Origin of the sequence: Anaerocolumna cellulosilytica, assembly GCF_014218335.1 — a bacterium.
In the GTDB taxonomy this organism is placed as follows: Bacteria; Bacillota; Clostridia; order Lachnospirales; family Lachnospiraceae; genus Anaerocolumna; species Anaerocolumna cellulosilytica.
The window spans coordinates 2,556,364-2,577,277 of sequence record NZ_AP023367.1 but is presented as its reverse complement, the minus strand read 5'-3'; the positions used below and the strand labels follow the sequence as shown (position 1 = coordinate 2,577,277).

Here is a 20,914-nt window from a genome sequence, read left to right as displayed (position 1 = left end):
ACTATCTGAGGATGGGTAGGGGTATTCCCTTATACATATAATCCAAAAATACGCTTCCTCCCTTTTTAACTGGTATAAAAAAACATACTTACCAGTAATACATTGTAGATATTTGGAATAGACAGTTCTATAATAAGAGTAATGTTTTATGTAAACCAATTGTGCTGTTAACATATTGTATTTTTTGAAAACTTCCGGGAGGCTGTTGTATGAAAAAAACCATAATTATTCTTTTATCAGTCCTGGCATTTATAAGTCTTAGTGTTTTTATATTTCTAAACCTGGACAACAAAAGTCAGGAAATGTCCTACCCCTCATTTTTAGAGGCTCTAGAACAAAATAAAGTCGATTCGGTCAAAATTAAGGAAAACGGAAATACTTTTTTAGCGGTTTTAAAAGGTAATAAAAAGCAAACGTATACGATTCCCAACCCTAAAACAGAAGATTTTATCGAATTTTTATTAACAAATAATATAACCGTAACCTATGGCGAAACCAGTGCCTTCGTTAGAGTATTCCAATTTCTAATCTTAATCGCCGTAGCAGGAGGCGTGTTTTATTATATGCGAAGAGGCGGCTCTAATAAACCTTTAATTGCTGATGCCACCAAAAATATGACTGCCTCAACGGTTACTTTGAATCAGGTGGCGGGTAATGCAGAAGCTAAAATGATGGTTGGAGATATTATCGAGTTTATAAAAGATCCTGAAAAATATACTGCTGTCGGAGCCCGTATGCCAAAGGGGCTTTTGCTTTACGGCCCTCCGGGAACCGGAAAAACATTAATGGCCAAAGCGATTGCCGGAGAAGCTAATGTTCCTTTTTATGCCATGAGCGGATCTGATTTTGTTCAGATGTATGTTGGTGTAGGAGCCAGCCGTATCCGAAATCTATTTAATAAAGCTAAAAAAAGTGAACGTGCCGTTATTTTTATTGATGAAATTGACGCCATTGGTAAGAAAAGAGCTAGGAATGCGTCTGCCAGTAATGACGAACGGGATCAGACACTCAATGCACTTCTAACAGAAATGTCTGGTTTCCATGACAATAAGGGTATTGTCGTTATTGGTGCTACCAATCGTCTTGATACCTTGGATGAAGCATTATTAAGACCAGGACGTTTTGATCGGCAGATAGAAATTGCTCTTCCGGATATAAATGCAAGAAAGAAAATCCTGCAATTACATGCAGACAAAAAACCATTGGCAGAGGATGTAGATTTAGATGCCTTGTCAAAATCCACCGTTTATTTTAGTGGTGCTATGCTAGAGAATTTGTTAAATGAAGCGGCCATTAATGCCGCAAATGACAAAATGGCGATGATATCAAGAAGTCATATAGATAAGGCTTTCTATACTGTTATTGCAGGAGCTCCCATACAAGACAGAAGTTATATTACAGACCGGGATAAGAATATTACAGCGTATCATGAGGCAGGACATGCATTGGCCACTAAGCTTTTACAACCGGAAAATTATATATCTAAGGTTACCATTATACCTAGTGTCCGGGGTGCTGGCGGTTTTAACTTAAGTATTCCTAAAGATACTATGTTTCAGACTAGACGGCAGATAGAAGCAAGTATCCAGATGCTCTTAGCTGGAAGAGCTGCTGAAGAATTGATATTTGGATCTGATGAAATAACAACAGGAGCAAGCAATGATATTCAAAAAGCCTCTGCCATGCTGGTAGATTATATTAATAAATATGGTATGGATGAAGACATGGGTTTATTTAATGTTTCTGTTTTAGAAGAAGGTTATGATAGGGAACTGTTAAGCAAATGCCGTTGTCAGATGAATCAGTTGTATGATTCCACAAGAACTCTGTTAGAAAAGAATTTATCCTCTCTTAAAGCAATCACAATCGAATTATTAGAGAAAGAGTCTCTTACCGGAGAAGATATTAATCGAATCGTTGCTTAATAATAATCCTATAAGCTAATTTTATAAAAGGGCTGTTGCTATTCTTATCAGATAGAATAACAACAGCCCTTCATATAAAGTGTCAGCTTAAAAATTACTATTACTTTTTAATTAAATTTAATATCTGCGCTTTGGATTGTAAGCCTACGGTTTTTTCCTTTAATTCACCGTTTTCAAATAATAACAATGTCGGTATTGAGCGGACTCCGTACTGCTCTGCGATATCCGGATTCTGGTCAATGTTCATTTTCCCTACTTTTAAACCCGTTTCTTCATCGGCAATTGCCTCTACAGTAGGAGCAAGTACTTTACATGGCCCGCACCAATCCGCATATAAATCAACCAATACTGTACCTTTTTCTTTTATTACCTCTTCTTCAAAATTCTCTGTTGATAATACATGTACCATAATGTCTACTCTCCTTTCGAATGTCAAATGTATGAATAATCTCTTATATTAGAGTAATTCTGTAATTTTATCTTCCATTTTAACCGGATTTACGGTAGGTGCAAATCGTTCTATCACATTACCGTCCTTATCTATTAAAAACTTAGTAAAATTCCATTTAATAGTATTCCCCAAAGCCCCTTTTGCTGCACTTTTAAGATATTGGTATAACGGGTGGGCTTCACTGCCGTTAACATCAATTTTTTGAAACATATCAAAGCTGACACCATAATTTAACTGGCAAAAGGAATTAATTTCATCATTTCCGGCCGGATCCTGTTTTGCAAACTGATTGCAGGGAAAACCAAGAATAACAAGGCCCTGATCCTTATACTTTTTATAGAGCTCTTCTAATTCTTTAAATTGAGGTGTTAAACCACATTTACTGGCAGTGTTCACAACAATTACTACTTTGCCCTTGTATTGCTCCATTCTTACTTCTTTTCCGTCCATTTTGACAGCAGAATAATCATAAAAACCCATAAAAACCTCCTATTGATTTTGTTCTATTTAATTGTTTACAATCTTTCTGAATTAAATATACTATTCTTTTATTAATCTGTCAATAAGTTTATATTAATTTTAGATTTAATTTTTTCCTCATTCATATATTACAAGTAAAAAAAAGGAACGTTGCTACTCGTTCCTTCTTAATATAATAACCATATTCTTTTGGTTAAACATAATAAATTAACCCTCCATGCATTTTAGTTGTCATATACCAGAGTTTTAAATCAAATTCTATCTTCTTTCCTTCATCAGAAGCCTCTGCTATAAGGCTTTCCCCTTCTGTTCTTACTCCAGTAATCGTAATCCAGTGCCAGCCCTGAAGCCGCCGTTCTGCACCTTTTGAAAGATTTAAAAAGGCAATGGGACAATCCGCTAAAAGCCCTTTTTCAACAAAAACTTTTAGCTCTTCTGTATCTCTTAGCTTTTTAGAAAAAGGATCTACTGACAATATCTTTGGTGTTAATGTTATGTTCTTTGCTTTCAGATATTGCTCCAGTCCGTCTGTAAATTTAGTAACACTGTTTACACCCATAGCACCTGGCGTTACATATTGAAAAAGTACTTCCATGTGCTTAGAAAATTCATTTTTATCCGAACTTACCGACGGATATAGTTCTTTGTACATCTCTTTGCTTCTGGCTAGATATGCAGTGATGTTAGCCGCACAAGTCGGACCACATCCAGCCTCTTTGCTCCAGGCCTTTATATACCAAGCCTGATCCCCGCCAAAATATATTTGTAATGAATCATTATCTTTTATATTAAAAAAATCTTTATTTCTAATTGAGATATTCATAAGTGCACCTTCTTTCTGTAAACCAGCATTCCGATTCCGTGTTTCTCTGAAGATTATCTTTTGTAGAAATTCAATAATTTAACCACTTAATGTGATTATTATATCATTTTTTACACATCACGCAAGTTATTTATTCTCGTATCCTAACATAATAGGAGAAGAAATCTCGATATAGACATTCCTTCTCCTGTTTGTTTACTTAATAACATTTTTATTCTATTTTCATATTCCTTTTCAGAATAAATTAAAAGATTTAGAAACTACTTTTTACAACACCATCATAGGTTAAGAGTACTTGGTATAAATCAGGTCTCCGATCTCTGAAAATCCCCCATTCAATGCGCTGCTCAGCGATTGCACTCAAATCAAATTCAGCAGTCAGAATGGTTTCTGTCATTCGGTCAGCTTCTGCAATTTTTTCACCCACGGCATTGGTAATGAAGGAGGAGCCATAAAAATGAATAACTGAACCATCGATATCCTCTTTGCCTATACGGTTTGAAGCAATCACAGGTACTAAATTACAGGCGGAATGTCCAACCATACATCTTTGCCAGTGATCTTTTGAATCTACCTCCGGACTCTCCGGTTCTGACCCGATTGCAGTAGGATAAAATAGTAATTCTGCTCCCATTAAAGCCATGGCTCTTGCAGCCTCCGGATACCATTGATCCCAGCAGATACCCACACCAATCTTAGCATAACGGGTATTCCATACTTTAAAACCAGTATCCCCTGGATTAAAGTAATATTTTTCTTCATAGCCAGGTCCGTCAGGAATATGACTTTTCCTATAGATACCAAGAATTTCACCGTCAGCATCAATAACAGCCAAGGAATTATATCTTGCATTATTCATCCTCTCGTAGAAGCTGATTGGAAGTACCACATTTAATTCTCTGGCTACTTTTTTAAAATGATTGATTGCTTTATTTTCCGCTGCTTCTGTAGCATAGTTATAATATTCCGGCTTTTCCTTCTGACAAAAATACAGAGTTTCAAACAACTCCTGGATTAATATAATATTAGCACCCATTGCAGCAGCTTCACGAACTAATTTATCCGCTTTCTCAATATTATCCTGAATATTTTCTGTACAGCTCATCTGCGTTGCCGCTACTTTCACTTTTCTCATTTTTTCTGCCATCCTTTCACATGTTTACAAGTTAGACACTTGGGAAACAACTAATTTTCAACCTATCCATCTCACGTATAAAAGAGGAAATTTTAATATTTACCCGCCGGCATCTGTTGGGTAATACAATGAACATTGCCGCCCTCTTTGATAAGTGCCATACCGTCAACTGTTACTATCTTTCTATCCGGAAATTCCTTCTGCAATATTTCCCTCGCCTTATAATCTGTCTCTGCCGCATCACCGCCAAATACCGGCAGTATAATTCCACCGTTTACAAAATAAAAGTTGAGATAACTTAAGGTTAAGCGAACCCCCTTATAAAATCTTGCCGGAGGCTGGGGAATCTCCATAATTTTTAATTTTCTTCCCTTTGAATCAGTTGCTTCTTGTAGTATCTTAAGATTCTCCTGCGTAATTTCATAGTTAGGGTCTTCCTTATCCTTGCAGGTTTGGATTATTACCTCACCGGGTCTTGCAAAACAAGCAATATTGTCAATATGTCCATCTGTCTCATCTCCGAACAACCCTTGGTTTAACCATATTATTTTTTCTATCCGCAGTTTGTCTTTTAACTCCTCTTCGATTTCTTTCTGGGTCAGATGAGGGTTCCTGTTCTTATTGAGCAGGCATTGTTTCGTGGTAAGCATGGTTCCTTCACCATCTACATGGATAGATCCTCCCTCTAGCACAATGGAAGAATGAAGAACAGGTACACCAATTGCCGTTAACACTGCGCTAGCTGCTTTATCATCCAAATCATAGGGAGCATATTTTTCTCCCCATGCATTAAACTTCCAGTTAATACCTTTTAAATCCTTTTGATTATTCCATACAAAGGTAGGTCCGTTGTCTCTGCACCAGGCATCATTATGAGGTACGATAAGTATATGTACCTTATCATTCAGTCTATTTTTTAGATTTTCTACATCAGAGTCATTCGCAATAACCGTTACTGCTTCAAATTCTGCAATGGCATTAATTACTTCTTCATATCCGTTACATACTTCTTCATAGTTATCAGTCCAAACTAGGGAATCCTTCACCGGCCACGAAATTAATGTTCTTTCATGCTTCGCCCATTCTCCCGGCATAAAATATCCTGTATCATTCATACCCACACCATTCTCTATTACAAGCGCGCCTGCAATATCGCTGCTAGGTTTTAACCTAACTGCACCCTTTCTTTATTTTATCACTTGGCATAACCAACTTTTTTAGCAGTATTCCAAATCTTATTTATTATACTAAGTTAGTATTCATCTGACAATCCCAATTTAATCAGAAAATATTTTTGCATTTCCAACATAATTTTATTGACATGTCTGTCTTAATTACACATAATAATAGGTAGGATTTACGATTGGAAAAAGAAGGATAGAAAATATGTTGATACTATGTATGGCTTTGTATAATGAAGCCCTGCCTTTAATAAATTACCTAAAGCTAAAAAAGGACACTGATTTTACCAAATTTCAATTATTTCGGAATGAGAAGGTTCTGCTGCTAATAACAGGTGCTGGCAAGATAAGTAGTGCAATTGCCCTTACAAGCCTGTGCAACTGCTTTCCTCCATCCGGAGAGGATTTACTGGTAAATATCGGTGTCTGTGGATGTACAGACCAAACGGTGCCGGAAGGTACAGTTTTTTTATGCAATAAAATACTAGAAGCAGAGACTGGGCGTACGTTTTTTCCGGATATGGTGTATTCCCATCCCTTTTTGGAAGACCGTGTACTTACCAGTCCGGTGCCTATCGATTTATCAAAATACAAAGAAACTAAAAACTATTCTGAAGATACAGAAACAAAGCTAGAAAGTGCGTTCCTCTTTTATATAAAACAGTTCATAAAGACCGGTGATTACCTTGTAGATATGGAGGCGGCAAGTCTATACCAGACGGCGACTTACTTTTTTCAGACTCATCAGATGATTTTTCTTAAAGTGGTATCTGATTATTTAATGGTTAAGGGTTCTTCCTTGCCTATTGTGACACCACAAAGGATTACGGCTTTACTCGAGAAAAACTGCTCTCAAATTCTTGAATGGATTATGCAGATAGAGGATAACAATGCTGCTTTACAAGTTCCTACGCTGACAATCCAGGAGAAGGAAGCCTTAAAGGAGTTATCAACTGCCCTACACTTATCTGTTACCATGGAACACAGCCTATGGCAGTATTCATGGTATTATAAAGTTAGGGAAGGCTGTATACTGACTGTTATCACTGATTTTTTAGCAGAGATGCCTAACAGGTGCAAAACAAAAGCGGAAGGAAAGAAGTACTTTGACAAGTTTAAGCAAAGGCTGTTATAATACATTTTTCAGCCACATTTATATAGAAAAGGAGATTCTGCATCATAAGAACACTCAGAAAATATTAAGACGTTTTCCAGGGGCTGAAATTGTAGAAATCTCACACTATAAAGATATTTTTTGCAGAAAAGGACAGAATTTTTTTATACAAAAAAAGTGTCCCTGCCTGATTCTTGCAAAAAAAAATAACTCGATGATTTATGAGGGGGCACCGGTTTGCCAAAGCTTTGGAAACAATCATTTTTATTACACCTCTTCTGTTATGAATTGTATTTATGATTGCGAATACTGTTACTTACAAGGAATGTATCCTTCTGCACACTTGGTGGTTTTTGTTAACTTAGAGGATATATTCTTAGAGGTAGAAAAACTGCTAACGCTACATCCGGTTTATCTTTGTATCTCTTATGATACAGATTTACTGGCGATTGATTCTGCTCTTTTATATGTGAAAGAATGGATGGAATTTTGCAGGAAACATAAGGATCTTACCATAGAACTTCGAACCAAAAGCAGTAACTGGAATACTCTAAACTATACATGTAAAAGTTATAACGAGAATACACCGCCACAAAACTTCATACTTGCCTGGACACTCTCCCCCAGTGAATTTGTTAAGGCATATGAAAAGCATACTCCCCCATTGGAAGAGCGTATCCGTTGTGCGGTAAATGCAATTAACGCCGGGTACAAGGTACGGCTTTGCTTTGACCCTATGCTGTATCACAAAGACTGGAAAAGCATTTATGAGAATTTTATCCGCACCGTATTTAAACAGATAAACGGGGAACAACTTTTTGATGTGAGTCTGGGTGTATTTCGTATATCTCAGGAATTTTTAAAACAAATGCGAAAACAGCGTATGGACTCCGTTATATTACAGTACCCCTATGAAAATGACAACGGTGTTTACCACTATAATAAGTCGTTGACCCATGAAATGATTGCATATATGGAATGCCTGCTAGGAGAACATATTCCTAAAAATAAAGTGTTTGTTTGGAAGGAGACCACCTTATGAAAAGTGCTTTAGTTACCGGCGCTTCTTCCGGTATTGGTTTAGAAATTACAAGAGTACTTCTTGATAACCAATATAAAGTATATGGTATCGGAAGAGATTTTAAAGAGCAGAGTTTTGCTGTTGAAACATTCATACCAGTACGCTGTGATGTTACCAACACGCAGGAATTAAGTAAGAAAATAGAAGAAATTAAAGCTTCTGATACTATAAGTTTGTTAGTAAATAATGCAGGTCTAGGCTACTTCGGCCCTCATGAAGAACTGAATGCTAAAAAGATTCATGAAATGGTTTGCGTTAATCTGGAGGTGCCTATGCTGCTAACCCAGCTGCTGTTACGGGATATAAAACGCCAACGGGGATATATCATTAATATATCTTCTATCACTGCCGGCAAGTCCAATACCCATGGTTGTGCTTACGGTGCTACCAAAGCCGGATTAACAAGCTTTTCCAAAAGCCTGTTCGATGAAGTCAGAAAGTATGGAGTCAAGGTTACTAGTATTCATCCTGATATGACCCAGACAAATTTTTACCGGAATGCAGACTTTATGGAAGGACATGCAGAAGATACTTATCTTCTTCCAGGTGAAGTTGCAAAAGCTGTTGAAATGATACTTCATCAGAGAGAGGGGATGTTGGTTTCTGACATCACTCTGCAACCTCAAAAACATCAAATTAATCGAAAGAAATAATTATTAATAATAAGAGAATATGAATGGAGAAATGTTATGATACATTTGTTAAACCTAAACATAGACTATAAAAACATAGCCCTGCTTGGCATCTTATTTACGTATGGAGTAACCTTTTTACTATTAAAATTTGGTACAGGTATCCTGCCAAGAGACGGTGGACGTGAATATGCCCATGATGGAAAATTGTCAGCCGGAAAACCTCGTGGAGCCGGATTCTTATTTGTACTGGTATTTGCTGTATCCTCCCTGCTCTTTCTTCCATTAAAAAACGAAATGATAATTTATGTTATTTTGACCCTTGCAGCTATGCTGACCGGTTTCCTGGATGACTGCTCCAAATCTCCATGGGGAGAATTAAAAAAAGGACTGCTTGATTTCGTTATTGCTGTTACATTAAGTTATACCTACTACAATTTTAATTCGAGTACAATTCAAATACCGTTTACAGATACGGCAGTTACTCTTTCACCCATTGTATTTATTGTCCTTGGCACAGTCTTAGTCTGGGCCTCCATAAATGTTACAAACTGCTCTGATGGTGTTGACGGTCTAAGCGGTACCCTATCTGTTATCACTTTACTTACCATATATGCAATCGGTAATATTTTAAAAACAGACAGAGATTCCAATTATTTTATACTGATTATGGTTTCCTGTGTAATGAGCTATTTATGGTTTAATGCAACTCCAAGCTTAATGATTATGGGAGATGCTGGTTCTAGAGCGCTTGGATTGTTTATCAGCATAGCCATATTAAAAACCGGAAGTCCTCTCTTGTATATTCCTGCCGCTTTTATGCTGATTATTGACGGCGGACTTGGACTTATTAAAGTATTCTTACTACGTTTTTGTAAAATCAGAATTTTGAAAAACACCCGTACCCCCCTACATGACCATGTCAGAAAAAATTCAAACTGGTCCAATACCCAGGTGGTTTTCAAATTTGCAATTATACAGCTTATAATTTCCTTTACATTAATCTGGCTGTTGCCTTAAATAATTATTTAGTTTTATCAAAAAGTATTTATCCATTATACAAAGAAATCTTCAATATAAAAAAGTTCTAATGTAACCTGCTATACTGTCAGAAGACCATTCCCGTTTTGTATACATAAAACATATACAATGTTGCTTAAAACGATACTAGAATTTAATGAGACTATAGCAGGTACAGAGGAACTTATTTACTATCCATCCGTGCATATAACCATTCTTATCCATCCATTTTTAAGTCAGGTACTTAGGTATTTCCATGAATATCTTTTAGTGTGTTATTCTTATCTAATGTAATCTCCTCTCCATAAGCTGCTTTTGAAAAGATTTTCTCAGCCTCTATAACAGGTAGTCCTTTTATTGTCATGGCTTTCGGGTCTGCTTCTCCAACCCCATCCTGATATAATCGGTACAGATAATGTACAGCCTGAGGCAGGAATCCCAACAGCCTGGCACCTATAGCATCCACTGCAACGGCATCCGTACCTGCCAGTATTAAGCCACCAGTATTTACTGCCTTACCATCGGATGGTCCTGTACCAATCATCGCCTTATCCGCACTTACAATGGCCAAATCAATTGGAATTTTTTTCGCCATTGCATAAATAAATCCGTGAAGATCCTCGTGTATACCTAGCTGCTTTTTAGGGAATCCATGTATACTTGCCGGAGGCCAGCCAAGTGCAATATTTTTAATAGAAGCACTCATTGTTGCCTCCTCGTGCTGTTTTAATTGTGTAAAGCTAATTAATACATCCAGATTCATAAGCACTTGATTTATTTCTGTCTGCCCAATGATAGAATGTCCTAAAGGCAGCATACAAAAGGGTCCGTAATTCAAATCGATAAAAGTAACTTTTTCTTCTTCAATTACTTTAGTGTAGCCATACTTATGAAAGACCTGGGTTGTTTCAACTCCGCCTGACCCAGTAGCAATAATGATTTCCTTGGGATTAAAGTCTTTTACATAACGGATTAGGTATCTTAAAGTATCCGGGCCTACTATGGTACCTGTACCCGGCGCCTTGTCATTTACCCAATTGGGCGTAATAACAACTCTATCTCCATTCTTTATAATATCTTTAACCGGCAGCAAGTCTAAGACCCGCTTTATCGCCTCTTCTTTTGTAGGGTTTTTGACGATTCCAACAATGGATTCCTGTATTCGTCTGTTCCTCATATTGTTTACCTGTTTTATATCACAAGTTAGCTGTGATACTGCCACATTTAAAGGGAGTGAAGAAGTAACCTATGGCATCCTTTCATCTTTCTATTTTCTTTCACTCTTACTCTCAATTTTGCTATCCAAACTAGATGTTTGTCCTGCCTTACTACTACCTCCCCTAATTTTTTTATTTACAAAAGGTTTTTACTTTATCATTCTATTAATAAATGTAACCTTACTTGGTAAAGTTATACAAGTTAATATAAAGTAAAGACAGCCCTACAAAAGGTCAAGGTGCTGTTGCAGAATAGCTACAACAGCACCTTGACTTTAACATTATTTTGTTTTTTTGGAGGTGTCGGCTGAAGAAGTAACCTGTGCATTTGATTTCTCAACCGTTTTCTTTTTCTTTGGAGCTTTTTTTGGATTTTTATCTCCCATTGCTTTCACCGCCTTTTATGATAAATTTCAATAGTTACCTGAAAATATAAAACAACCAGCAAAACTATCACTCTTTTTTTATATCTATATATCAACTATCATTATTCTATCCTTAAAAACCAATAATGTCAAATCTTAATTGGTATTTATATAAAATAACGAAACATATAATAGTACATAATCAGACAATCCTACTATTTATAATCTTACTCCAGATATGCATGTAGCTATTTAAAAAGTGCTTTGGCTGAAATCGATATGATATGGCTGTTAATAAACCAGGAATACAGTAATACTTCGTTCACATAGAAAAAATTAATGTAATACTCTTTTACTGTATTGTAAAAGAATCGTCATACAAACTTAATTTGAAAACAACTCCTTCTCTTGCTATAATTAGGTCAATGCTTAAGTAAAGTATATCTTCAATTGAAAGTATACGCAAAACGATTTAGAGGAGGAAACAAATGAAAAGAATTAAGTTGCCACTTTTTCTTGCGATTGTCATTATCCTGGTTACAGGATGTAGTAAGAAAAATTCAAACGAAGGTGTAGAAGTGTCTGGAAAGAATGACACAAATATAGAGAGCACCGTAACTGTTACACCAACTGCTACAGAGGTGGTTTTGCCGGAAGATGATGATAAAACGAAGGTGCTCTACCCTGCTTATACCGTAGTAAATGAGGACAAAAGATATGGATACATGGATGATAAGGGAAATTTCGTCATCGAACCCGTATATTATTCTGCTTCTGATTTTTCGGAAGGGTATGCAGTTGTAACAGATACCACCGGTAAATCCTTACTTATTGACACTGCCGGTAAGATAATTTATAAAAGTCCATATACTATTTCACCCTTTAAAAATGGAGCTTCCGTTGTAAGTGTAGAATCTGAAAATAGCCTTAAAAGCGGATATGTGGATGGGACAGGTAAGTTAATAATTGACCCAATTTATGACCGAGCCGATTCCTTTAACAGCAATAACCAGGCCTATGTACTTATTGATGATACCATCAGCCTCATTGATAAAAATGGTACTGTACTGGAATCCCATAAGCTAGCCCCTGAATATTCAAACATGGATCAATTCGTGGATGGTTATGTTGTTTATACCAATGAAGGTGGCAAAACAGGTGTTGTTAATTACAAAGGGGAATCTGTCTTATCCTTTGAGTACACTAGTGCGTATTCCGTATATTCTGCGATACAATATCTAGGAAATGATTTATTTGCAGTTATGGGTGAGATGGAAGAAGGAAAAGAACATTTTAATTCTTACTACAGACCCTTTGCATTATATAACAACAAGGGGGAACAGTTAACCGAATTTACGCTTTATGATGTCAGCACCTTTTCTGAGAATTATGTCTCAGTTACAGATGATACGAATACTTACTTTATTGATACAAATGGTAAAGAAGTAACGTCTTTACCTAAATTGGAAGGCCGAGGTACTATGACAATATCTAATGGTATTGTAAAAGCCGAAGTAGACAATAGCCTTTTATATCTGAAAAAGGACGGTACCATCCTTTGGAAAATGGCAGATGAAACAACTCTTCCGTCTGGTGTTACGGTTAAAAGCTTTAAGTTCAAACCAAATAAGTATGTTGTTGTTAATTATCCTGTAATAGAAGGTATGTCTTCTGAAGAGATTCAAAAAAGTGTGAATGATAGGCTAAAAGATATCTTTATTTCACCAAGAACAGGTTTGACTAAGGATGACGAATTAACCGTAGAAGACGATTATACGGCCTCTCAGCTTGGCAATCTGCTAATTATAATACAAACAGGCTATGATTATTATTTTGGAGCTGCCCACGGTATGCCGATTAAGCAATACTATTTTGTAGACCTTACAACCGGTGTATTCTATTCTCTAGCTGATTTGTTTATAAAAGATACGGACTATATTACACCTATTAATACAATTATTCAAACTAAAATAGAAAGCGCTGATTCGGAAGAAGATTTCTATTTTGAAGATAGCTTTGATTCCATTGCAGATAATCAGAACTTCTTCCTTGAGCAGGACGGAATCACTCTTTATTTTTACCCTTATGAAATAGCTCCTTATGCAGCCGGTTTCCCGGAATTTAAAATATCCTTTGACGAATTGACCAATGTCATTGATAAAGAAGGTGACTTTTGGAAAGCCTTTCAAAAGTAAGCTTTAAAATAATATGCTCTTAAACACAATCAGTAGACGCCGTTTTAATAAACGGTATCTACTGATTTTTCATACGTACTACATTAATCTAGCAGTTCCTTCCTCTTCCATATCGTCTTACTTTTGATAAACAAACCAAGGATACATAGCAGTATAATAAAGATAAATACAGCAGTATAACTGGTGAAACTCTCTTTTAGCTTACCGGATACTAATACTCCGGCAATAGCACCTATGCCATAAGCTGTAAAAACAATTCCGTAGTTTCTGCTGTAATTAGAAGTGCCAAACAAATACATCGTAGCAGCAGGTGCAATTGCCAGCCAGCCTCCCAGATTAAACCAGAATATAGCAAAGCCGGTTACATATAAGATTAGATTACCTTTATCAGCTATCAGTAAAAGACCCGCACCAAGTATTAGTGACAAATAGGACGTCATCATAGCCTTCTGAAATGATACCTTATCTGCCAGCCAGCCAAAGAACGGTCTGCCGGCACCGTTAAATACAGCAAATACCGCTATATACCAGGAAATTCCATCCGTTGATATACCAATTAACTCTGTTCCTACATTGGCAGTCATACCTACTATTAAAAGCCCAATCATGGTACCAATCGTAAAGGTAAGATAAAGCCCACGAAAAGAACCATCCCAGAACAAATTTCTTGCCGCTATCACTTTGCTTTCTGATACACTCTGTGATGGATAGCGAAAAAGAAAAGAAAGTAACAATAATATTATAAAAAAGCCTAGTCCGAGAATCTGAAAGGTTTTATGAAGACCATACAGCTCCAAATATCCCTCTGCCATAGGTGCAGTAACTACCGGAGAAAGTCCGAAACCTACCAGCACAAGCCCGGTAGCAGCACCTTTTTGTTTCGGAAACCAACTTGTTACTAAATTAAGAGGTACTCCGTAAAGAATACCAACCCCTGCACCAAGCACCATACCATACGTGATTGTTAAAACAAAGATATTATCTGCAAAACCGGATAATATCCATCCGCTTCCTACTAATAATCCCCCTATTCTAGTAAGAGTCCCAAGTTTACAGCTACCTATAAATTTACCGGTAATCATCATAAATAGTGCATAAAAAGCCAGGGAGAACATGTAAGGCAATCCGCTTTCTGTTGTTCCTGCCTGATAAAATTCCTCTACATAGGGGCGGAATATACTATAAGAATATACCGTTCCTAAACATAACATCATAAGAATTCCAGACAAAATATAGAGCAACCCGTTTTTTTCTTTGCCCATAAAGACCTCCTTAACTTTTTCTCCCTTACCTATACACTAATTTTTATAAAATCTGTCATTTTTCAGGACTAGACTTAATATGTATGTACTTTCATACGTACCACTAAAGCCTCTTCTCCGCTAATAACCTTATCGTTCGTTACCCCCAGATAATCCTCACCAAATATTTCGTAAAGGTTACCAGTTATATTAAGTTCAGGAAGTCTACCGTATAATTTCTCTCCATCTGTTAGATAAGACATTTGTACCGGAGATGCAAAGTTTCCATCATTGGTGTATTCACCTCCGCTAATGAAAATAACCAGAATACCTAACTCTCCATTTAAAAGTTCCTTAAGCTTCTTATCTCCTGCTTCAATAGTTAAAGCAGGGTAATCAAGACTTGGTACTTCATCATAGCTTCCACTGCTTGTACTGGTTAATTGATAGGAAAATATCCCGGCTTGTTTTTTATCTGTAAATGGTCTTTCAAGCACACCATCTTTGATTAAATATAATCTATCACCTTCAATCGTTACACCTTCTGCATCAAAAAACGGACGATGATACCCTTTCTCCGAACGATCTACCAAGTAATGAAAGGAAGAGGAAAAGGCTTTTTTTCCGATTTTATCGCAAAAGATGGATGTTCCGTGACCAACTGCTTCCCCATTTAAGGATTGCGTAAGCTTCTTATTCAGTTCTAAGGTTTGAATAATAATCGGTACTTTATCCTGTTTCGGTACTTCTGCCTTTATTGTAAAAGCACGAAGCATGGCTCTGGCATCAAATAAGAAACTGTCAAGATCAAGCTCACGGCCTTCAAACATAATAGCAGAATCAATAATATCCAAGGAATCTACATGCTTTACTAATAAACCGATTTGTACAGTTTTATCCAGATTACGGTAATGCAGACCTGCGTCATTTTTAAGTTCTTCCTCTGTTTCAACGATAAGAATTTTATGACTTAAGATAAACTCCGGAAATTCACTTTTTAATGTACCTAACACTCCTTCCATAACTGCTATAAATTCTTCGTCCGATATAGTTAGCTTGCGTAAATCTCTTGTTCTAATTTTATTCTGCTCCACTTCATAAGGATATGCAATCTTCTTTTTAAGATTCTTAACAGCTTCTTCCCAGGTTGCTTCTGTAGCTTCGCCTAACGTTCCTGCGACACCTATGCAGCCATTGTCATAAACCCTGCATCCGCTCTTTGTTATATTCTTCTTCATTACCGCATCTATTTTACTTTGGGTAATAATTAATTGTGTTTCCTTTTGAATGGTTTTATATAATTCCTTAATCATATCTACCTCATTTCTACGCTGCTTCGCGTATGCATACACAAATTATAGAGTACAAACTATACACCCATACTTATCAAAAGCTGTGTGATACTGCCCAAATAAAAAGTGTAAAATATTCTTTACTTCATTAATTATTGTACCTGGATATTATGAACTCGTATATATGGACCGCCAAAACCTACCGGCAGCGGATACTGATCCATCTTACCACAGCCACCCAATGCAAAGGAGTATAACTCAATAGAGTTTGATGCCCCATCAATCTCATACAAGGTATTCATAACATTACCTGATATAACAGAAACTCTTACAGGTTCAGCTAGTTTTCCGTCCCGAATCATATAAGCCCTGTTAGGTGCAATAGTAAAGGTAGTCATACCGGAGCCATGCCTTAAATCATCAATATAGATACCTTCTTTCACACTTTCTATTAACTCCTCTTTGGTCTGGGTACCTGCTCCTATATACGTTGTGGTCATACGAACAATTGGCTCAAATTCAAAATTTATAGCTCTTGCATTGCCAGTAGGTTCTTCCTCTAATATAGCTGCTGTAGCACCACTGTGGAGGCGTCCTGTTAAAATACCGTCCTTAATAATGTAATTTACTTTTGCCTTACAGCCTTCATCATCAAAAGGTATATATCCTGAACCTTCGACTGTACCGGTATCAATAATGTTTAATATATCGGCTCCAACTCTTTTTCCAATAGCCCATTCTCTTTTCATGGTTTCATCACCTACCATAAAGTCTGCTTCACTTTTATGGCCAAAACTTTCATGGGCGAATACACCCGTCACCACTGGTGATAAAATACAAGTATATTTTCCTTGTACTACCGGTACGGCATTCTGACAGAAAGCGATATCCTGCTCCACGGTCTTTTTAACCTTTGACTGCTTATTGTAAAGATCTTCAATTCTTAAACCGGACAGGTTTTCAGACCCTTGATGTGGTACATCTTTCATTTGCACCGTATAACGGATTGCAATATTACAAGTCTGAGTGTCAAAGGTTACATCGGTACCTTTACTGGATACGATATGCTTTACAATATGCTTATCCAAGTAATACATCCTAGTCATCTTAAGCTGTTCATATTCCTTTAGGACCGGTATGTAAGACTGCAAAAGTTCCAGCTTAATCTGGTTATCAATCTTTGTCACATCTGTGTCTTCATATGTGAAAGCTTTTTCCACATTGACTTCTAGCCGTTTTACCACAGGTGTATTATATACCTCTGTGTTTGGCTCTGCCATTTTAGCCAGTGCGTCTATTTCCTGCTGGATATTTGCTACATCTGTCGTTGCACTGTAATACCATCTACTACCGTCATAAATGCGAATCATAGCACCAATATCTGTCTTAGCCTTATTCTGGGTAACCTGATAATTTTCCAAGGTTATATTAGTGTTTGATACCGTTTCAATTCGAACATCGGTATATAAATCTTTTGGAAATTGATACATGTGATACCTCCTGTAAGTTAATTTTATAAGTAAAACAGGCTATACCTGTCAAACCTTTGTACTAAAGGAACAAACTTTCCATAGTTTTAATAAACTCAGCCATTTTCTCTTTGTTCATAAAATAGTAAATTCTTTTATTCTCTCTTTCAATATTAACAAGCCCTGCATTTAACAAAGCAGTCATGTGATAGGATATAGTAGGTGTTGAAAGATTTAGTAATTTTGCAAGCTCCGCTCCGTAAACCTTTTTATCTTTAATATTCATAAGAATATCAAATTTACTTTTATCACTTAGCAGCTTCAGATATTGGGATAGAAAAATATCCTTTTCTTTTTTCATTCCCGGGTGAAAATTCTCGCCATATAAAACACCGATATAAATTGTGTCACCCTCTGGATTCTTATCCTCTGAATAAAAACCAATTCCATTACACATTGTAAGTGACGGTAAGATAACTGCATATTGCTGATCCTTATTAAATTCAGAACCGGTCGCTTCCTTTATATAATCATATACATTGGTAGAAAGAAATTTATTACTCCAATACTTGTAGAATTCATCTAAAATTACATCTATTTCTTTTTGACATTCTAACAGCAGTGTTTGTGCTTCTTGTACAATAGTAACCAATTCTTCAAGATAAGGATTAAGATCATATAGAATATTCACTATATGCCATTTTTCTTCTGCCAGTAATTCTGCTTTATTCAATGCTTGGTAAAAATCATGAAAGGTAACCTCTGACTTTTCCTCCTTATCTTCTTCATATATCATACGTGAGTATTTTACATAGCTATACATTTTATTTATCTGCTCTTCCTGGGTAAGAGTCTTGCAATCCTTGGCAATTTCTGAAAGACTCTTTAACTGATATCCCTCATCCGGAGCCAGAACAAACCAGGCAAAATACAATTCCGTTTCATGAAGTTTTTTAAAATAAAAATCAAGCCGCTCCTTAGGGGTAGTTAAACGTTTCGTGATATATTCACTGATTAAAATAAGGGTGTCCAAGCAATCTGTAGTTCTTTTATCCAGTTGAAATTTTTGCAATAATCCATCTTTTAACTGTTGAAAGGTAATTTCGTTACAATGGTTGTATAGTAAGGTATATACCTCTCTTACTAGATTAAGCTCTTTTAATAGCTTTTGTTTCATTCGATTCTCCTCCTAGCTGTAAAACCTTACTTAAGTTAAGTACTATAGTAACATAATGTTTTACAGTTGTCAATTATATTGTTTTATATCCATCAAACATTGTTTCTATTTTGCATGTATCTTATTTATCATTTCTAAATACAGCTCTCTAAATTACGTTTTCTATTTCTTCATTTTGTGATACAATAGTTTGGGAATCGAAATCCCTCTCAATTCTAGAACAAAAATCAGAAGAAAGGAATGCCGCATATTAATTCATTTACACTTTATTTGTGGCAATGTAATGGGTATTGCTATGAAAATACTATTAACAGCCTTTGACCCTTTTGGAGGTGAAGATACGAATCCAGCTTTGGAGGCTGTTCTTAAAATAAGAGATACGATTGCAGATGCAACTATTATAAAGTTAACAGTTCCAACGGTCTTTGATAAATCCATTGAAACGGTATACCAAGCCATGAAAAAAGAAAAGCCGGACGCGGTTGTGTGTATCGGACAAGCCGGAGGCAGGTATGATATAACTCCCGAACGGATTGCTATTAATATAAATGATGCAAGAATTCCTGATAATTCAGGTTTTAGTCCGATTGATACCACTATTTTTGAAGATGGTCAGAATGCTTATTTTTCAAACTTACCAGTCAAAGCTATGGTAAAAGCAATACAAGAAGGTGGGCTACCTGCCTCATTATCAAATACAGCTGGTACTTTTGTTTGCAACCATCTAATGTATGGAGTATTATATTACATTGACAAAGAATTCCCTCATACAAGAGGTGGATTTATCCATGTACCATTCCTGCCAAACCAAGTAGCTAAGCGTTACAGCAGTACTCCGTCTATGTCCCTTTCATGTATCATACATGGGTTAGAGCTTGCTCTGGAGGCTATTGTAAAGAACAGCGACGACATATCACTTCCTGCCGGTACACTGCATTAAGGATAGGATACATAAAAGCCATTGAACGATAGCTTGCAGCTCCAAACTATCGTCCAATGGCCTTTAATTTTCCATTATCCAGTCCTTTATTATATTTAAAGATTCCTTCTGGTTTCCGTTCAGTCTCCAAAGGGATATACCATAATCTCCTGCATCTTTTACAAGCATCATCCAGGTAATCAGTGTTTTCCCATCGGCATACCAGACTTCGTGAGAAGTGCCTGCTGCATCTACATACTGAAAAGTCAGCGCACTGCTATTATTATCTCTAATTGCGGCAACTGAATATTCATCTCGTAAAGCTTCCGCTTCTGCTTCTGTTATGGCTTTTACCTTACCATCTTCATCCCAGGCAAATCCTCCGGTTGCAAAAGCAAAGGATTTTTCTCCGGGTACCTCTTTCATACTCTTTATTAGGTCCTTCACGAAATTTTTATCTGCCTTAGGCCCGGGTTCACTGCTGCTGCCATACAAATTATAGCACATCATAACATACTTTGGCCCCTCCGGAAAAGTAAATTCGTCAACCGGTGCGGAAGGTTCTAATACAATCCGTAAAGAGAGTTGATTTTCTACAAGCCTTACATAAAGTTTTTCACAGAAATTGATGAATAGCTTCCATAGTTTTTTATCTTGCCGGATAGCTTCATAATCAATCTCTATTCCATCATACCCCTCTGTAAGAGCCATATCAAGAATCATTTCAATGTGACTGTTCATAGACTCTTCCTTAGAAAAGATATCATATAACACTTCCGTATCCTTTAAAGAGGAGCTTCCATCGCCATTAATTTTGTCATTAACAATAGACAGGTAATGTACCATACCTAATTTTTTTGCCTTCAATTCATTAAAAATACGAGTTGTTTCATCCGGAATAAACAACTCATTCCTAGCATTAAAATACGCAGCAAAATGCACTACATTTTGTAAAGCCTCCTGTAATAGAACTGTTTCCTCTACAACCGTTTCATTGCTCCAATAAGCCTCCCAGGCAGTAAAACCCGTTACTGTTTCTGTCGATGAGATTTCCTGCCTAACCTCATCTTTCGCCTTTGAAATCTCTTCTGGTGAGTTCTTTGAAAGGTTACTTTTACACCCCGTGTTCAATAAAAGGATAGAAAAAAAACAAAGAAAAATTGAAAATCGCTTCAAGGGGTAAACTCACCGTCCTTA

At 36.5% G+C, this 20,914-nt stretch carries 18 protein-coding genes; 7 read left to right on the top strand and 11 right to left on the bottom strand.

Annotated features, from left to right (window positions below; genetic code table 11):
- Positions 1–209: 209 nt before the first annotated feature.
- Positions 210–1,925: an ATP-dependent metallopeptidase FtsH/Yme1/Tma family protein gene (locus acsn021_RS10460; RefSeq protein WP_184089891.1), complete on the top strand. Its 1,716-nt coding sequence runs from the start codon at positions 210–212 to the stop codon at positions 1,923–1,925.
- A 100-nt stretch (positions 1,926–2,025) separates the two neighbouring features.
- Here acsn021_RS10460 and trxA read toward each other — a convergent pair whose 3' ends face one another.
- The 5 genes from trxA to acsn021_RS10435 form a co-directional block, all read right to left on the bottom strand.
- A complete protein-coding gene (trxA, locus tag acsn021_RS10455; protein WP_184089894.1) occupies positions 2,026–2,334 on the bottom strand; it encodes a thioredoxin in 309 nt (102 codons plus the stop codon).
- A gap of 48 nt (positions 2,335–2,382) precedes the next feature.
- Positions 2,383–2,856, bottom strand: a complete 474-nt coding sequence (locus tag acsn021_RS10450) for a glutathione peroxidase (RefSeq protein WP_184089897.1) — start codon at positions 2,854–2,856, stop codon at positions 2,383–2,385.
- 193 nt (positions 2,857–3,049) lie between these two features.
- Positions 3,050–3,679 carry a hypothetical protein gene (locus acsn021_RS10445; protein ID WP_184089900.1) on the bottom strand — a complete coding sequence of 210 codons (630 nt, stop codon included), beginning with the start codon at positions 3,677–3,679 and terminating at the stop codon, positions 3,050–3,052.
- Between the two features lie 253 nt (positions 3,680–3,932).
- Complete coding sequence (gene aguB, locus acsn021_RS10440; protein WP_184089903.1) at positions 3,933–4,814, bottom strand: N-carbamoylputrescine amidase; 882 nt, start codon at positions 4,812–4,814, stop codon at positions 3,933–3,935.
- 92 nt (positions 4,815–4,906) lie between these two features.
- Positions 4,907–5,929: an agmatine deiminase family protein gene (locus tag acsn021_RS10435; protein WP_197978605.1), complete on the bottom strand. Its 1,023-nt coding sequence runs from the start codon at positions 5,927–5,929 to the stop codon at positions 4,907–4,909.
- A gap of 271 nt (positions 5,930–6,200) precedes the next feature.
- Here acsn021_RS10435 and acsn021_RS10430 point away from each other — a divergent pair, with 271 nt between their 5' ends.
- The 4 genes from acsn021_RS10430 to acsn021_RS10415 are packed head-to-tail and all read left to right on the top strand — an operon-like array spanning position 6,201 to position 9,842.
- A complete protein-coding gene (locus tag acsn021_RS10430) occupies positions 6,201–7,130 on the top strand; it encodes a 5'-methylthioadenosine/S-adenosylhomocysteine nucleosidase family protein (protein WP_184089909.1) in 930 nt (309 codons plus the stop codon).
- Positions 7,102–8,151 carry an SPL family radical SAM protein gene (locus acsn021_RS10425; protein WP_184089911.1) on the top strand — a complete coding sequence of 350 codons (1,050 nt, stop codon included), beginning with the start codon at positions 7,102–7,104 and terminating at the stop codon, positions 8,149–8,151. Before acsn021_RS10430 ends, acsn021_RS10425 begins: the two co-directional genes overlap by 29 nt.
- On the top strand, positions 8,148–8,843 hold the full coding sequence (locus acsn021_RS10420) for an SDR family oxidoreductase (protein WP_184089915.1): 696 nt from the start codon (positions 8,148–8,150) through the stop codon (positions 8,841–8,843). The genes acsn021_RS10425 and acsn021_RS10420 overlap by 4 nt, the downstream gene beginning before the upstream one ends.
- 36 nt (positions 8,844–8,879) lie before the next feature.
- Positions 8,880–9,842, top strand: coding sequence for an MraY family glycosyltransferase (locus acsn021_RS10415; protein ID WP_184089919.1), 963 nt, complete (start codon positions 8,880–8,882; stop codon positions 9,840–9,842).
- Between the two features lie 244 nt (positions 9,843–10,086).
- Here acsn021_RS10415 and acsn021_RS10410 read toward each other — a convergent pair whose 3' ends face one another.
- Positions 10,087–11,019: a DUF362 domain-containing protein gene (locus tag acsn021_RS10410; protein ID WP_184089922.1), complete on the bottom strand. Its 933-nt coding sequence runs from the start codon at positions 11,017–11,019 to the stop codon at positions 10,087–10,089.
- A gap of 893 nt (positions 11,020–11,912) precedes the next feature.
- Between acsn021_RS10410 and acsn021_RS10405 the strand changes: the two genes are divergently transcribed.
- Positions 11,913–13,619 (top strand): WG repeat-containing protein, encoded by a 1,707-nt coding sequence (locus acsn021_RS10405; RefSeq protein WP_184089925.1) that lies wholly within the window; start codon positions 11,913–11,915, stop codon positions 13,617–13,619.
- Between the two features lie 83 nt (positions 13,620–13,702).
- Here the strand turns inward: acsn021_RS10405 and acsn021_RS10400 are convergent, their stop codons facing one another.
- The 4 genes from acsn021_RS10400 to acsn021_RS10385 form a co-directional block, all read right to left on the bottom strand.
- Positions 13,703–14,881 carry an MFS transporter gene (locus tag acsn021_RS10400; RefSeq protein WP_184089928.1) on the bottom strand — a complete coding sequence of 393 codons (1,179 nt, stop codon included), beginning with the start codon at positions 14,879–14,881 and terminating at the stop codon, positions 13,703–13,705.
- A 74-nt stretch (positions 14,882–14,955) separates the two neighbouring features.
- Positions 14,956–16,173 carry a metallopeptidase TldD-related protein gene (locus acsn021_RS10395; protein ID WP_184089931.1) on the bottom strand — a complete coding sequence of 406 codons (1,218 nt, stop codon included), beginning with the start codon at positions 16,171–16,173 and terminating at the stop codon, positions 14,956–14,958.
- A gap of 131 nt (positions 16,174–16,304) precedes the next feature.
- Positions 16,305–17,642: a TldD/PmbA family protein gene (locus tag acsn021_RS10390; protein ID WP_184089934.1), complete on the bottom strand. Its 1,338-nt coding sequence runs from the start codon at positions 17,640–17,642 to the stop codon at positions 16,305–16,307.
- Between the two features lie 61 nt (positions 17,643–17,703).
- Positions 17,704–18,798 carry an ArsR/SmtB family transcription factor gene (locus acsn021_RS10385; protein WP_184089937.1) on the bottom strand — a complete coding sequence of 365 codons (1,095 nt, stop codon included), beginning with the start codon at positions 18,796–18,798 and terminating at the stop codon, positions 17,704–17,706.
- 295 nt (positions 18,799–19,093) lie between these two features.
- Here acsn021_RS10385 and pcp point away from each other — a divergent pair, with 295 nt between their 5' ends.
- Complete coding sequence (gene pcp / locus acsn021_RS10380; RefSeq protein WP_184089940.1) at positions 19,094–19,738, top strand: pyroglutamyl-peptidase I; 645 nt, start codon at positions 19,094–19,096, stop codon at positions 19,736–19,738.
- A 63-nt stretch (positions 19,739–19,801) separates the two neighbouring features.
- Here the strand turns inward: pcp and acsn021_RS10375 are convergent, their stop codons facing one another.
- Positions 19,802–20,893: a glycosyl hydrolase family 18 protein gene (locus acsn021_RS10375; RefSeq protein ID WP_184089943.1), complete on the bottom strand. Its 1,092-nt coding sequence runs from the start codon at positions 20,891–20,893 to the stop codon at positions 19,802–19,804.
- Between the last annotated feature and the right edge of the window lie 21 nt (positions 20,894–20,914).